Here is a 15,875-nt window from a genome sequence, read left to right on the forward strand (position 1 = left end):
ATCATGCCTTGCTCAGGAGAGCGGGTTAAGGTGGGCAGCAGACTCGGATGCTGCGCACAGTAAGCCGCTGAGCTTTCGGCGCCAATACTGGACGTGTGCACAGGTAAGCAATCCGCTCACAGGTTGTACCAGACAAGCGCCACTTGGCTGGTTTTTGCCTATTTGCAAACCCGAGCAGGTGCTTACCTGTACTTATATTTGACATATCGCCAAGCAACGTTTTCCTGCAAGTCGGGCTCAGCGTGTTTTCAGCAGCGCCTCAAAGTCCGAAGCCTGAATATCCGAAGCCCCACTCAACATGTCCCGCGCCAACGCCCGCCGCTTACTCAACAACTCATCGAGTGTCGCTTCGAACGTCGGCATCTGCGCATCACGAACCGTCGGGTAGTACACATAGACATCCTTCTCCTGCCCAATCCGATAAGCCCTGTCAGTTGCTTGATCTTCCTTGGCCGGGTTCCAGCAACGGGTGAAGTGAATGACGTGGTTGGCTGCCTGCACGTTCACCCCAAACCCGACAGCGATGGTCGACAGAATGATGACTGCGAATCCCGGCAGCTCCTGGAATTGGTCGATCAGCCGCTGCCGGCTATTCGCACTCTGGCTGCTGGTACTGGTATCGCCGTTGATGACGGTTGCCCGAAACCCGAAATGCTCCTGGATCGAGTGCTGCAACTCCCGCTGAATATCACGCAACTCGGTAAAGACAATGACCTTGTCGCCATTTCCAGCTCTTTTGATCGACTCAAGGGTCTGCATCAACCATTGCAGCTTCGGCGAGTTGTCGCGCAATCGCTTGTCTGGCTGAACGCTGTAAGGATGAGCACAAATGAGCTTGAGCTTGTGCAGCAACCCGAGCATGCCGGAGGTCTTTTGATCGAGCTGTTCTTCGATCTGCTGCTTCTGGCTGTACGCGGATATTTCGGACAGGTACAGATTGCGTTGCAAGGCATGCATGCTAAGTGAACGGCATGCTGTGTCTTCGATTTTGGCGGGCAGGTCTTTGGCAATGTCCTGCTTGGTTCGGCGCAAAGTCTGCGGATCGATAAGCCCTCGAAGGCGCTCCAGGGCAACCGTGTCACGCTCCAACGCGGCTTCGATTGGGCGCTGATACTCGCGACCGAACTGGTTCAATCCCCCTAGAAAACCTGGTTGAATGAAGTCGAATAGACACCAGAGATCGATCAGGGTGTTCTCGACAGGCGTACCGGTACACGCCACTCGAAATCTTGCAGGAATGGCTTTGATCGCTTGAGTCACCAGTGCCGCGGGATTCTTCAGCTTCTGCGCTTCATCGCACACGACGATCGACCACTGCTGGCGCGCCAGGGAAAACTCCTGATCGCGAAGTGTCTCGTAAGTCGTCAGGACGATTCGGGCGCCGCCCACCCAACCTGGGCGCAGCAAATTCTTGATGCCCTTGGCTTTCAAGTCAGCAGGGATTTCTTCCTTCTTGAACTTCACTGCACTCAAGGCTGAGCCATAGAGCTTCAACACTGGTAGCGCATCAGCGAAGAAGAACCGATGAAGCTCACGCTCCCAGTTATCAAGCAACGAAACTGGGGCGACGATAAGTGTCGGTTTGTCTTGTGGATATTTTTCCAGGTACCAGACAAGGAAGGTGAGCAACTGGATCGTTTTCCCAAGCCCCATATCATCAGCGAGCAAGCAACCTGACACGTCCGCGGGGGACAAGCGGAACAAATGCTGCAACCACGCGACGCCTTGAAGCTGGTGCTCACGCAATACGACCTCAGGCTTGAGCAAGCTGGGCAACTCTGGTATTGCATCCAAAGCGGCGCGTAATGCTGCTTGGCGAATCTCAACGTAGGTCGGTTCGTCGATGTTGTGGCCGATTTGCAGTACGGCGCGACCAACTTTTTCCTGTTGCTGGACCAGGCCGGTCTCGACAGGGGCGATCTTCTTGGACCAGGCATTAAACAGTTGCTCGGCGGCGGCAATCGACAGCGGTGTTTCGGACTCTGGCAAACAGACCGTTTCATCACCGGCAGCGCGAGCTTCGTCCAGCCGCTGCTCAAACGCTTCAAATTGAGCACGGTCGGATGGATCCCAACGCCCAAAAATTTCTGCGTCAATGCCCAGCGCCGCCACATCCTTCGGCAACCAGTTCTCGGTCGCCTCCTTGACGAGGAAAGGCGAAGTAATTCTTTCCGCTTCCCCGATGCCAGTCACACGGTCGCCGTAAAGAGACAGGTCTAGGACTGAGTCGAACTCAGTACCGGCCGCTTCGTTTTGCCAACGCTTAAGCAGATCGCTGATGCCTGCCAACTGGCGCAAATCAAAATCGCTGAGTTCCAGCTCATAGCCCTGCCAGAAACCAGCTGGCATGCCAGCGGCCAATTTCAGCTGCAACTCATGCACGAATGGCGCGAGTTCATAAGCCGCTTTGAACTCGACTTCGATGGGCGCTTGCGGGGTTTGCGAGATCGGTTCGAGCGTCAGGTTTACCTGCTCGATGCGATGTTCCGCTTCATCCATTTTGGGTTCCAGATGAAAGCGGTGAAAGAAAATCCCAGCCTCAGCCAGGTCGTCTTCATAGGTCTCGGTATCCAGCACTTGCGCGGCACTTTCGCCGAGTACGCTGTACGGATTGCGGACGAATGAAAGAGCATCGTCGCCAGCGACCCGACGCCCGGGCAACGAGCGCACATAGTCCAATACTGATTTGACTTCGGGCTCAATCAGGACGTGTGTTAACGATCCATCATCACCGATCACCCGATATCGATCCTGAACCTGATTGGCACCGTCAAAACTCTCAAGCCAGTTTGCCGGCTGACCTTCGAAAGTTGGTTGCAGTTCGATAACCGGCGTATTACCTACTGTCGATTTTCGCGGGTTGAGTCGCAAGCTTTCAGGTTTGATAACGACGGTCTTATCCAGGAAACCATCCAAACCGGCACCCGCCTTGCGCGCCAGCTTCCTGATACTGGCCCAGCCGACCTGGTTGGTTAATTCACCTGGCTCACTTTGTTGAGCCAGATAAAGTTGTCGTACCGCACCAGTCAGTTTCCAGCACGACTCAGGCAGAACTTCCATTGTTCCGTGATACTGGACAATGGCGCCCGTACGCTGCACCTGCACATTTGCATTGGACTGGGGGTCACGCCATCCACTGATGGAGACTTTGAAGTCGTCGGAGGCAAGACTGCCCTGGCTGCTCAGTTGAGGAATGAGTGCAGTCTTTGATGGCAAGCCCAATAGCGGCACGCTTGTTAAGTGCTCTGGTTCATCCAGAAGCCGATAGAGCTCATCCCATGTCAGCAGCCAGCCATCGCTGAGTTGGGAGACGAACTCTTCTTCTTCCAACTGATCTAGATAGCTTGCCAGCGGCCAGGACTCCGTATTCTCCGCCAAGCTCAGGGGATAACAAATGCCCTGCTCCTCAATGGAAAAAACAGGCTCAGTATTTTCTACCGCCGAATTCGGCTGCAGGCCAATGCCTTTGAGGAAACGCTTGAGCATTACTGTCTCCAGAACCGGAGTGGCTGGTGATTGACGGGCTTGAAGCCCAGGCGTTGGAGCGCAGCAACAGCGGCCAGATCGTTGTCATCGAGCTGGACCTGAAACGCACCGCCGCGCGCGCGCTGGTCATAGACTTTGTGTTTGACCGACTTCAGGGCGTCACGGACTTGGTCTTCGAAAGGCAATGGTTTGGCTGAACCTGGCGCTCCGGCCTGACTTTGCACACGAATACCCAATTTCTCGAGGGCATCATCGAATTTGCTGAGCCAGCCCTCTACGCGATTTGGGCGGCTAGGTGCAGGTGAATGCCGCATAGGATTGAAAGCACTTGCCTGCTTCAGATCTGCTTTAAGTGCAAGCTGAGATTTGTCCGGATTGAACGGTGAATTATCTGCTTTGTACACATAGCAGGCATTACCTGTTCCAGAAAACTCCACGAAAAAGTAGTTTCCAATCTGCATGACTACAGCATTATTGTGCCCGGGACCGCCTACCAACTTGCTCAAGCGCCCTTTGTTCTTCTCACGGAAATGAACGAAGTCCCGCCCACTGTCTTGCCAGGCGTCGGAGCCCATGACGATTCGGGTGTAGCTCATTTGGTTGGCAAATCTTAGCCAGTAATACAGGCGCGACTGATCAACCTCGGAGTCTCCCTTCAACAGGTTGAAGAAGTGCTCCAGATCTTCCTTCGCGAACCACGCAACGACCATTGCACAGACATCTTTTTCAACGTACTGCAGCCAGCTGTTTTGTCTGGAACGGATCTGAGGGCTACCCCAGTTGTCGAGGGCGACCTGTTTGAGCAGCGACGACGGCTTCTCTCGATACGCTGCCAAGTGATAACGCGACAGGCATGCACTCAGAATGTCGTTCATGTGCCGCGGATGCTGCCGGCCGATGTCGACAAGGTCGGCTAAGCGCTGAGAAAACTCGGCGTCATCCAACATAAAAATACGAGAGATAAGTACGTTAAAGATCCTTCGCCACAGCCAACTGCTGTCAGGGATCTGCGCAATCGTCTGCAATGCCGAAAGGTCGCTGATCTCTCCCTTGAACATCTGGTCACCCAGCCTGGCACCTGCCTGCTCGGAAAAAAGCTCCTGATGCTGCTGGACGATATGCACCCATTCCTTCTCGCGTTTTTGCTGACCTCTGACGCATTCGAAGCCAAGCTGAACGTCTGCCCGCAACACACACCAATTGGCGTTTTGATCAGGCGTGGCGGCCTCGTACCCAAAGTAGCTAAAGCACAGCGCCAACCAATCTCGGCGGCTCAATCTCCGTTTTTCAATGCGGTGATGGATTTCTTTATGCACTCGGTCAAAAAGCTGGTCATCGTCCAGTATCGGTCCGACTCGCTCACTCTTGTCCGAGAGACCGGCAAAAACCAAACGCCATTCTGAGGCGTTGAGTGGGAGTACATTGCGGAATTTGTTTATCGCAGCGCGGCGTTTTTCCTGAGGTGGCGGCAAAGCTTTTTCAGCGCGTTCGAATCTTTCGTAAAGATCAATTCCCGCAGCACCCAGACGGGGGAATCGCGCCAACGGTTCAGGCGCCGGCCCCGTGCGATGTGCCAACAGACTCAGGTTAATAGCGGCGGAAAGCCTCGCGATTGGGCTAGTCATCGGCTCATCGCCAACTGACACTTTTCCATATCAGTGTTATTGAACACCGGTACCTCTGGCTTGAGGTTGTCCTCCTTTTCCTTCAAGCCAAAGAACTGCATGCGCAACTCCACTCGCCGGCTTTCTTCCTTGGTGTCCTTTGCATTGTTGAACGACACACCGCCCGCCAGGAAAATCGATCTGATTTGCTGTTGGTGCTCCCCCGACAATCCGACTTGGAGCGGGCTGCGGCTATCGAGCAGACTACACATCACCCACTCTGAACGCTGCAGTGAAAGGTGCAGGTTATAAAGATAAGAACCGTCGGTGTCTGTCGATCCCTCGATCACAACCTGTTTGAACCACTTTCGGCCTTCTTCACTGTTAGCCGCGTCCAGAATCATTGGCACAACCTCCTGAAGTGCCGACTGGCCATCGTTGCTCAGCGCGTACTGGTTATGACCAAAGCGGCCAGCATCCCCGAAGCTAATTCGGTTGTCCTTGCAATCCACGACGATAGTTTTACTGGCAGTCTTCGCCTTAAGGCTCAGGTCCTCGCAGATCTGACTAATGTCCCTATTACGCTGCTTCTCTCCTTGCTCCGCTTGGTTAATGCGCTGTGTCACAGAGCTCAAAGCTGCCACCATGACCACAAGAAATAGAATCATCATAGCGGTCATCAAATCAGCGAAGGAGATCCAGAAAGGCTTCTCTCCCTCGTCTTTTGAACGGGCAACCGAAGGCATTTGCTTACCAAACATCGACTAGCCTCCGTTATCGCCTGATTTTTTCCATGATTTCACCAAACTCCTCGAGACTGTCCTTGACCCCGTCTACACCGCCCGCGAGGCTAGTCACCGCTTTATGAAGCTCGTTATCCAAGCTGCCCAAAGTTTGTTTCAATGCGCTTTCCATGCCATTACCGAACTCTTTGAAGCCGTTACCCAGCACACCACTGATGTTTTCCAGGTATTCATACACTTCACGGTTAAGCGCCTGCATCCGCTCGCTTTGCACCTTCAGGTCCTGGAGATACTGACTGCGACCGCTGGCCTCACCTTGTGCGCTTGCGACAACCCCTTCGATGACCGCGAGAGTTTTTGCAAGCGCTTCACGATTGTTTCGATAGTCCGCGACCACGGTGTTCAACTCACGTGATGCCTGTGCAAGCTCAGTACCTGCGCCCTGGACTGTGCCCATCAGCCCAGCGGTCGACTCGCTGGCTCGCGCAACGCTTTGTCCGGCCGTTTCAAACCGCTCAGCCGCCGCCCGCATCTTGTCTGCGCCTAGCTGCATGCTCTGCAAATGCTGCTCTGTTTGGGCACTCAATGCCTTAACGGTGTCCTGTGCAGATTTCTGTTGCTCTGACACTGTTTGCAGCAACGCCTTGACCTGTTCGTCAAGACCGCCCACCAAGTCACGGGTGCCTTGATGCAGGTCAGCCTGTGCAGCGCGGGTGGTTTGATCCATCTGCTGCTGGCCGCGCTCCAATTGCTTGAAGACTGCCGAGAGTTGCTCACCCAGCACCTCAACGGAGCCCGCAATTTTCGCCATGGTGTCCTGTTGACCTTGGCCGATGTTCTGCTTGATCGACTCAACAAAAGCCTGGAGATTCTCAGCCATTGCCTGTTGGCGAGTCTCGCTTTGAGCAAACAACTTCTCCAACTGCTCGGCCATTCGAGCACCTGCCCCCTCCCCTTCGTTGCCGATCCGGGCAACCGAAGCCTGGAGATTGGCGAGCATCTCGTTCATCCCCGCTTGCATGGCGTTCTGTCCGGCCTGCATATCGGAGAGTAACTGGGCGATCATGGTCGAGCTGTTTTGGGTCGAGGACTCGCTAGCCGAACGCATATCCTGGATCAGCGTCGAAAAGCCCTGCTGCATCGACTGCATGGCGGCAACGGACTGGCCCATCAGTTCGTGTAGACCGTTGAACTGTTGGCCGAACGTACCTTCCAGCTTGTTCATGAAGGCAACTAGAACATCCTGAAGAAGGTTCTGTACTTGCCCTGACTGATCGCCACTGGCAGCCTGAACCGCACCCGCGATAGCTTCAAGGGGGGATTTGAGACTGTTCTCAATCGCACTGCTTACCTGATCGGCCAACAACTGCCCAGAGTCACGGTAAGTCGTTGACAAGGTATCCGCTAATTTGAGGCTTTCGCGGACTTGGGTATCAACGAGGTTCTGCAGCATTTCCCGCAGATCGGTTACCAGGCTGTCCTTGAGCTGACGGGTTTGCACGGAGCTTTCCGCACTCGAGCGCACAAGCTCCGCTAGATATTCCTCACCGACACCGCTGTCGAAAAGCCCGTCGATGGTTTCGTTGAAAGCCTCAAGGAGCCTATAGCACTGCCCCAAACGCCACTTTTCAGTAATAGTGACGGCTATAGAGGCCATGATTGAAATAAAGGAGCCGATGAACGCAAACAACACGTCCTTGAGCAGCTTATCGACGCTGGCATTTACCTGCTCAGGGGTGCTTGGATCAAAATGCTGTAGGCCTAGCATCAAGCCGAAGAAGGTTCCGACAATACCGATGCCGGTCAAAATACCAGGCAGGTGTTTATAGAACTCGGTTCCCAGCGGGGTATCAACCACGCTTTGAGGTGAGAAAAAATGCGCGGCTCCGGCGGTGGCGCGCGACCGGACAAGAACCTGTTCGCCTTCTTGAAACTCAAACTGGTCGTGCAGCGTTTCAGCGTATTCGTGCCAAGAGTGCTCCAGCTTGCTTCCATTGAACAGTTGCTCCAATTCAGAGCGCCGTTGAGACGGGGCGAGCGCTTTCACACCGTGCACACGTTTAGTCAGTTTTTTCAGCTGACTGCTAAGTTTGAAGGATGGACAAAAATAACGGACAAAGTACCAAGCGCACAAAATGAAAACGAAGCCAACTACCGTTATTGGCGCGATCAGCTGCTCGGAGCTTGCTGCACCCCATAGATGCAACAGCGTCGAAAAATCCATACTTTCCGCCTTCAATTTAGCAATTTTTTGATGTTCGGGACGCTTGCAACAACCACATTGATGCGTCAATCGCCAATCCCGTTGGTGATCGATGACAGCACCTTGCTCGGCACGCGTTTTTCAGGGCACAACAAAGTCGGAAAGGAAGGGCGGTAGTTTCACTACGACTGATCAGGAACCTTCCGTGGACAAATGTTAGAAAATCATGTCCTTATGCCAGCACCTTAGCCTGAGCCTTGACCGTCGTAAAGCCGGACGCGATCAATGGATCCCTGATCTGAGAGATCCGATAGGCTTATCGGGTGCGTGCTCCGCGACCACTGTACAGAGACACCAAATCCCCTCCAGCCCCTCTGCAATTTAATCCGTGTCGAAACTTTGATTCTGCACAGCCAATTCGCGAACCATCAGCTCAATACGAGCGACATCTTGAGGAGTTGGAGCACGAGCGCATTTGCCGTACGCGACAGCAATAAGGCACGCGCCGACTCGCCAGAGCGAGTGAAGGAATGAACCAAGCGCCAGCAATCGCTATCAGTAGCCGTTGGTTCCACTCAAAGGCGAAATCCGAAGTACAGCTGTGGAATTGAGCTTTGGTCGACGTAAAGGCAGGAATTTCAGAAGATTCTCGAATGGTATTCCATAAGGTATTCCAATAGAAAATCTAACCGAAAATAATCAATAAAAATCAATATGATACAGAATCAATTCAGATTACCCCGGCCCACCAAATGAAACAACGAAAACCCCCGAAATCACTCAGATTCCGGGGGTTTTTGCGTTTTCATGGTCTCTTAATCTCCACATTACGTCCCACATCTCAACTGACACATTCTCGAATGCAATCGTTATTGCCGACTGCTCGATGCCAACCTGTGACAGCCCGTCCAAAATTCGTCGTTTCACCCGCCGGGCCCTAGGGCACGCGGGTGGCTAGCCCGCCCCCCCCGGTTAACAACCAAAGTTCATTGATGACTGCCTTGGTGCCAAGCGATTGAGTAGATCGCCCCCCCCCTATCGACTCCTGACCAAGCTCTTTCTTAGCTAGCAATTCTTGCCGGCAGCTAACATGTGAGAAAAACGCAAAAAAATCTGCGAAAGCAGAAAAAACTCTTACAATCCAAGGCCGGATCTCCTACACATTCTCCCCACTAATGCCCAAGAGATAGCCCCGTGAGTGACTCAGACAGCTCATCCGCACCACTGGTTGATGTAGTGAAGCTTGCCGCATCCCTTCAGCGTTTCGCAGATGATCGCGACTGGCAGCAGTTCCACTCCCCCAAAAATCTCATCTTGGCGCTCACTGGGGAGGTGGGAGAGCTGTGCGAGATTTTCCAATGGATGAGCGATGCCGATTCGCTCTCCGTAGCTAAAGATCCCGAAATCGGCCTCGCCGTAAAAGACGAATTGGCGGACGTACTGATGTATTTGGTTCGCCTGAGCAGCGTGCTCGGCATCGACCTCAACGAGGCGGTGACACGGAAACTCGCCTCGAACGGCCAGAAATACCCCGTGGATAAAGCCAAAAGCAGCAGCAAAAAGTACGACCGACTCTGATCAACCCGAATCTAAGGACAACCCGTGATCGTTTACGCTGCGACCAAACAGCAATTTCTAAAAGACAACGATAACGATGACATCGAGGACGTGATCCTCAGGCATTTCAAGGAAGCCACCGGCAAGAACGTTAGCAGGTCGGAAATCAGGTCGTGGCAAGGATCTCTAACGTATATGGCCAAGGTCCTTAGGGATGAAGGCCTGCCGAGCGACGCGGGCCTGGCCATTGAGCTGCACATTCCGCAGTCGTCGAAGCGAATCGATTTTCTGCTCACCGGTCGCGACGAAAATCAGGCAAAAAAAGCCGTCTTGATCGAATTGAAGCAATGGAGCAAGGCCAGCGCCACTACCAAGGATGCCATCGTCAAAACGGCATTGGGTGGCGGCCTCGTTGAGACCATTCACCCGTCCTATCAAGTATGGTCATACGCCGCGCTGCTGGAAGGCTTCAACGAAGCGGTGTATGACAAAAGCATCGAAATCCGTCCGTGTGCCTACCTTCATAACTACGTCAGCGACGGCATCATCGACTCAGCTCACTACGAGCCCCACATCAGCAAAGCCCCACTGTTCCTGAAAGGGCCGGATGAGCTCACCAAACTCAGAAGCTTCCTGAAAAAGCATATTGCTCACGGCGACAACAAAGAGGTTCTCTACGAACTGTCCGATGGGAAAATCCGTCCATCCAAAGCGCTAGCCGAAGCCCTCGAAGGGCTGATGACAGGCAAGCCAGAGTTCGTATTGATTGACGATCAAAAAGCAATTTTTGAATCAGCGCTTGCGGCAGCAAGCGAAGCCTCGGACCAGGCACCAAAGGTGCTGATCATTGAGGGGGGGCCGGGCACCGGGAAAACTGTTCTAGCTATCAATTTACTGGTGAGGCTCACAGAATTGAGGCTGTTAAGCAAATATGTCTCGAAGAATGCCGCCCCACGCAAGGTCTACGAAAGCAAACTGGTTGGCACCATAAAACGCAGCCATTTCTCGAATTTCTTTTCAGGCTCTGGGGCGTTCATCGACACTGAGCCCAACACATTCGATGCGCTTATCGTGGACGAAGCTCACCGGCTGAATGAGAAAAGCGGTCTTTATGGGAACCTTGGCGAAAACCAGATCAAGGAGCTGATTGAATCAGCGAAATGCTCAATTTTCTTCATCGATGAAGACCAGCGTGTGACCCTGAGCGACATAGGCAGCAAGCAGGCAATACGCGCCTTTGCCAAAGCCAAGGGTGCTGTAGTCGAGGAATATGTGCTGTCTTCACAGTTTCGCTGCAGTGGTTCTGACGGTTACATGGCATGGCTGGATGACGTGCTTGGCATTCGCTCGACAGCAAATCCGACGCTCAGCACCTCGGAGTACGAGTTCAAGGTATTCGACTCACCTCAGGCGCTGCATAACGCCATTGACGAGAAAAACCATGGAAACAAGGCTCGTGTGGTCGCGGGCTATTGCTGGCCTTGGTTGAGCAAGAAAGACCCCTCCGCTGTTGATATCGTCATTGGTGACTACAAACGCCAATGGAACCTGGACCAGGATGGCAGCCTATGGATCATCGCTGAGAACTCCATCGAGCAGGTTGGCTGCATTCATACCTGCCAAGGTTTGGAAGTCGATTACATCGGGGTGATCATCGGGCCAGACCTAGTCGTACGTGACGGTAAGGTAGTGACATCCCCGGATGAGCGCGACAAGCACGATAAATCGATTCGCGGCTGGAAAAAAATGATGAAAGAGCAACCTACCCTCGCGAAAAATGAAACAGACGTGATTATCAAAAATACATACCGAACCCTGATGACACGCGGGATGAAGGGTTGCTACCTGTACTGCACCGACAAAGAGACTGCGCAATACTTCGAGAGTCGGCTTAACCAGCACAGCAATCATTGACGCTATCGTTTGCTACCCGTGCTTGCGCAAACGTTGATTCCTGCCATAGAAGCAGATAACAGGCACTGCAGTTCCTGGCCTGCATGGTTCGAACCGCAAGATTCGACGTCTGGCCAGGCTAAAGCTCTCGATTGATTGACGCGTAAAAGAGGACGGCGCAGCTAAACGCTCAAACCCCGCTATGCGCCTCAAGGTTGCAATACTGCCCTTTGAAGTACAGCAATGGCTGTGTCGCAGCAGCGTCTTGCAGGTTTAACGCTTTCACTTCTCCAATCACGATCAGGTGATCACCTGCGGGGTATTCGGCGTGAATTTCGCAATCTAGCCAGTGCAGGCTGCCGGCTATGACCGGATTGCCCAGCGGCGATTGCTGCCATTGGACTCCATGCCATTTGTCCGCGCCGCGCCGGGCGAATTGGTTGGAGATCCTGACCTGCTCACCTGACAGGATATTGACCGCGAATCGGCCTGCCTGACGAATTTTGGGGTAGCTGGCCGAGCTGGACATGACGCTGAATGACACCAGCGGCGGGTTCATTGACACGCTGTAGAACGACTGGCAGGTGAAGCCAATCGGCTCGTCATCAAGGTGGGAAGTAATCACCGTGATGCCGGATGCGTAATGCCCGAGCGCTTCGCGAAAGCTCAATGGCTCGATAGCCGTACTGAGTAGTGACATAGGCAGTCCTGAATAGTGGGGGCATTTCGAAAGGCCTGAGGCATCCCGGCAATCCCCCCAGACACTCCACGATTAGTTCGAAAGTTCTCGGCGGACGATTTCTGCACCTGCACTTAGAGCATTTAACTTGCCTCTTGCAACTCGGCGAGGCAATGGGGCCATGCCACAGTTAGTGCAAGGATAAAGTTTGTCAGCCTCCACAAACTGAAGTGCCTTTCGTAGGGTATTGGCTACTTCTTCGGGCGTTTCGATGGTGTGGGAAGCCACATCAATGGCCCCGACCATGACTTTTTTACCTCGAATCAGTTCAATAAGATCCATTGGTACATGAGAGTTATGGCATTCCAGCGAGATGATATCGATGCTGGATTTTTGCAGTTTCGGGAAAGCCTCTTCATATTGTCGCCACTCTGAGCCCAGCGTCTTTTTCCAATCGGTATTGGCCTTGATGCCATAGCCATAGCAAATATGCACAGCCGTTTCACACTTAAGGCCTTCAATGGCTCTTTCTAGCGTTGCAACTCCCCAATCATTTACCTCATCAAAAAACACATTAAAGGCGGGCTCATCAAACTGAATAATGTCAACGCCGGCAGCCTCTAACTCCAGGGCTTCCTGATTGAGGATTTTAGCGAACTCCCACGCCAGTTTTTCGCGACTTTTATAGTGGCTATCATAAAGCGTATCGATCATTGTCATCGGACCTGGCAGCGCCCACTTTATGGGTTGCTTGGTTTGCTGACGCAGGAACTTGGCATCTTCAACAAAAACCGGCTTTTGCCGAGTAACAGCACCCACTACCGTCGGTACGCTCGCATCATAGCGATCACGAATCCTAACGGTTTCACGTTTCTCAAAATCTACGCCACTGAGGTGTTCAATAAACGTTGTGACGAAGTGTTGGCGCGTTTGCTCACCATCACTGACAATATCAATCCCCGCGTGTTGCTGTTCTTGCAATGACAAAAGCAACGCATCTTGCTTGCCTTCAATCAATTCTTCACCTTGTAACTTCCAAGGTGACCAAAGTGTCTCAGGCTGTGCTAGCCAAGAAGGTTTAGGCAAGCTGCCAGCCGTTGATGTGGGTAATAACTTTTTCATAATAAATACCTTGTATTTGGGATGAGTCAAAGCGCGTAACTGGCGGACCACTGCTCAAGCGTCGTCTGATAGGGCTTGATAAAGTGTTCCTCAACAAACCGCCCCTGCTCGATAGCCAGCTGGCTGCGCTCTTCTCGATCATAAATAATTCGCGTTAATGAATAATCCTGATGTTTCAAACTTGGCTGATAGCACTTCCCGGCGGCAGAGTTCGCGTTGTAAATTTCAGGCCGGTAAATCTTCTGAAAAGTATCCATGGTGCTGATGGTGCTGATGAGTTCAAGAGGAGTGTAATCACCCAACAAATCACCGGAAAAATAGAAAGCTAAAGGCGCAACACTATTGGGAGGCATGAAGTAACGAACCTTCAACCCCATCTTCTTGAAATATTCATCCGTCAATGAGTATTCGTCTTGCTGATATTCAACACCCAATACCGGATGCTGATTTTCAGTACGCTGATAGACCTTGCTGCTCGAAACACTCAGGCATATAACCGGCGGCTTATTAAAGTGCTCTTTATAAGCACTTGAATTCACAAAACACTTGAACAATTTTCCATGCAGATCACCAAAATCGTCTGGAATACTAAATTCGGCCCGACCTTTATTGTGCCCCAACAATAGAACACTAAAGTCATAGTCACGCACGTAAGATGAGAAGTTGTTCCCGACAATACCTTCAATGCGCTCGTTGGTTTTACGGTCAACAATAGTCGCTTTCAGTATTTCAATCAAAGGGATGGCATTATCACTGTTCTCAACAGCAACATTCATCTCAACGGAAATAATGTCAAGCTCAACCGTATAACGATCGCCTTCGGGATTGTCCCAATGCGCCAAGGCATTAAAACGGTTATCAATCATCGTTAGCGTGTTGCGCAAATTCTCTTGGCGACTCTCGCCCCTGGCCAAATTGGCAAAGTTGGTGGTAGTACGCGTAGTGTCTGAGGGCTGATAGTCCTCATCAAAACAAATACTTTTAATCGTAAATGCAAATTCTTTGCTCATGATTATCTGACGCCCTAATTCTGAGATGACCTGAATCTACTTCCGGCCTTACTAGCACCGCTCAATTATTTTTCTGCTTTCTAATGAGCCGTACTTATAGTTTCTTTCATTAAGACGCATTCTATGCCGAGCCTTTGCATGAGGAACAATGAATTGATTTCACTGAAACATTAGTCATATTCATGGCTGTGTGTGTGTGTGTGCCGCCAGCAAGGTCATCGAGGCCATGAACGTCAGTGGGTGCTGATGTCTAGGGTCCGATCAGCCCGTCGACGCGAGCATTTGGGATGGAATTTCGGGCTTGCTGAGGCAAATGGCGAAGAATTTCGCCATGATTCGGTCGTAATTTGTTACGAAGATATTTCATCCCCGAGGGCCTTAAGTTCAGCCTTTTAAAGGCTGCAACCCCTGTGTTGGCCCCCATCTGACTCACCCCGGAGCCTGTAGGACCGTTCGCCATTCATAAAAGTGTCACATCATTGTTGCAAAGTTCTCGGGCCCGATCTCACACGGAACTCCTTCGATGAAAAGTTTAATGAAGTCTGCTGCACTGGCCGTTGCGGTTTCTCTTTGTGCAACCTCAATGTCTTTTGCTGCTGAAAGTGTACGTCTGACAGGTTCTGGCGCCAGCTTCCCGGCTCCGATTTACCTGACTTGGTTCAAGGATTTCAGCAAGATAACCCCAGGCGTCACCGTGGACTATCAGTCCAAGGGCAGCGGTGCGGGTGTACAAGACTTTTTGAACAAGACCGTTGATTTCGCAGCAAGCGACTCGGCGATGAGTAAAGAAGACATCGCCAAGGTTGCCGAAGGCGTGCAGCTGCTGCCGATGACCGCCGGTGAAATCGTGTTGGCGTTTAACCTGCCAGGCAATCCTAAAGAGCTGAAGTTGCCACGCGATGTTTACTCCAACATCTTTCTGGGCAAGATCACCAAGTGGAACGATCCACAGATCGCCGCCGCCAACCCTGGCCTGAAGCTGCCAGACCTGCCAATCACTGTGGTTGTGCGTGCTGACTCCAGCGGTACCACCGCGGTCTTCACCAAGCATTTGGCCGCCATCAACCCTGAGTTCAAAAAAGACCTGGGTGAAGGCAACACCGTTAACTGGCCTGCCAGCGACAAGTTCATCAAATCGCCGAAAAACGATGGTGTGACGGCAACCGTTCGCCAGACCCCTGGCGCGATTGGCTACATCGAATACGGCTTCGCCAAGCTGGCTAAAGTTGACTTCGCTCAACTGCAAAACAAGGCAGGCAAGTATGTGGTGCCTAACGCTGAAAGCGGCGCCGAAGCCCTGGCTGCGGTGAAGATGCCTGAAGACCTGGTGGCCTGGCTGCCGGATCCGGACGGTGCCAAGTCTTACCCGATCACCACGTACACCTGGATGATCTTCCGCAAGCACAACGAAAACCCGGGCAAGGCCAAAGCCATGCGTGAAATGGTTGAGTACGGCCTGACTGAAGGTCAGAAAATCTCCGACTCGATGGGCTACATCCCGCTGCCACCTTCGGTTGTTGATCAAGTTCGCAAAGCTTCCGCCAACATCCAGTAACGCTCGTGAGGCCTCTCTCGGCA

10 protein-coding genes are annotated in these 15,875 nt (G+C 52.4%); 3 read left to right on the forward strand and 7 right to left on the reverse strand.

From position 1 onward, the window contains the following. Positions 1-237 precede the first annotated feature (237 nt). From zorD to zorA1, 4 genes are read right to left on the reverse strand one after another with little or no spacing between them, the layout of a single operon-like run. Positions 238-3,486, reverse strand: coding sequence for a type I Zorya anti-phage system protein ZorD (gene zorD, locus RHM56_RS19405; RefSeq protein WP_070413307.1), 3,249 nt, complete (start codon positions 3,484-3,486; stop codon positions 238-240). After that, positions 3,486-5,111 (reverse strand): type I Zorya anti-phage system protein ZorC, encoded by a 1,626-nt coding sequence (gene zorC / locus RHM56_RS19410; RefSeq protein ID WP_106116481.1) that lies wholly within the window; start codon positions 5,109-5,111, stop codon positions 3,486-3,488. Before zorC ends, zorD begins: the two co-directional genes overlap by 1 nt. Further along, positions 5,108-5,851, reverse strand: a complete 744-nt coding sequence (zorB1, locus tag RHM56_RS19415; protein WP_070413306.1) for a type I Zorya anti-phage system protein ZorB1 — start codon at positions 5,849-5,851, stop codon at positions 5,108-5,110. The genes zorC and zorB1 overlap by 4 nt, the downstream gene beginning before the upstream one ends. A gap of 13 nt (positions 5,852-5,864) precedes the next feature. Continuing rightward, positions 5,865-8,057 carry a type I Zorya anti-phage system protein ZorA1 gene (zorA1, locus tag RHM56_RS19420; protein WP_070413305.1) on the reverse strand — a complete coding sequence of 731 codons (2,193 nt, stop codon included), beginning with the start codon at positions 8,055-8,057 and terminating at the stop codon, positions 5,865-5,867. A 1,173-nt stretch (positions 8,058-9,230) separates the two neighbouring features. Between zorA1 and RHM56_RS19425 the strand changes: the two genes are divergently transcribed. Beyond that, entirely contained in the window at positions 9,231-9,614 is a 384-nt protein-coding gene (locus RHM56_RS19425; RefSeq protein ID WP_120731560.1) for a nucleotide pyrophosphohydrolase, read from the forward strand. A gap of 24 nt (positions 9,615-9,638) precedes the next feature. Further along, positions 9,639-11,507, forward strand: a complete 1,869-nt coding sequence (locus RHM56_RS19430) for a DUF2075 domain-containing protein (RefSeq protein ID WP_322235051.1) — start codon at positions 9,639-9,641, stop codon at positions 11,505-11,507. A 169-nt stretch (positions 11,508-11,676) separates the two neighbouring features. Here the strand turns inward: RHM56_RS19430 and RHM56_RS19435 are convergent, their stop codons facing one another. The 3 genes from RHM56_RS19435 to RHM56_RS19445 form a co-directional block, all read right to left on the reverse strand. After that, positions 11,677-12,186, reverse strand: a complete 510-nt coding sequence (locus tag RHM56_RS19435) for a flavin reductase family protein (RefSeq protein WP_322235053.1) — start codon at positions 12,184-12,186, stop codon at positions 11,677-11,679. Between the two features lie 72 nt (positions 12,187-12,258). Then, positions 12,259-13,287 (reverse strand): methionine synthase, encoded by a 1,029-nt coding sequence (locus RHM56_RS19440; RefSeq protein ID WP_322235055.1) that lies wholly within the window; start codon positions 13,285-13,287, stop codon positions 12,259-12,261. Positions 13,288-13,313: 26 nt separating this feature from the next. Further along, on the reverse strand, positions 13,314-14,297 hold the full coding sequence (locus RHM56_RS19445; RefSeq protein ID WP_322235058.1) for a DUF1852 domain-containing protein: 984 nt from the start codon (positions 14,295-14,297) through the stop codon (positions 13,314-13,316). 523 nt (positions 14,298-14,820) lie between these two features. Between RHM56_RS19445 and pstS the strand changes: the two genes are divergently transcribed. Continuing rightward, positions 14,821-15,852, forward strand: coding sequence for a phosphate ABC transporter substrate-binding protein PstS (pstS, locus tag RHM56_RS19450; protein WP_322235061.1), 1,032 nt, complete (start codon positions 14,821-14,823; stop codon positions 15,850-15,852). Positions 15,853-15,875 lie beyond the last annotated feature (23 nt).

This window comes from Pseudomonas sp. CCC3.1, from assembly GCF_034347405.1.
In the GTDB taxonomy this organism is placed as follows: domain Bacteria; phylum Pseudomonadota; class Gammaproteobacteria; order Pseudomonadales; family Pseudomonadaceae; genus Aquipseudomonas.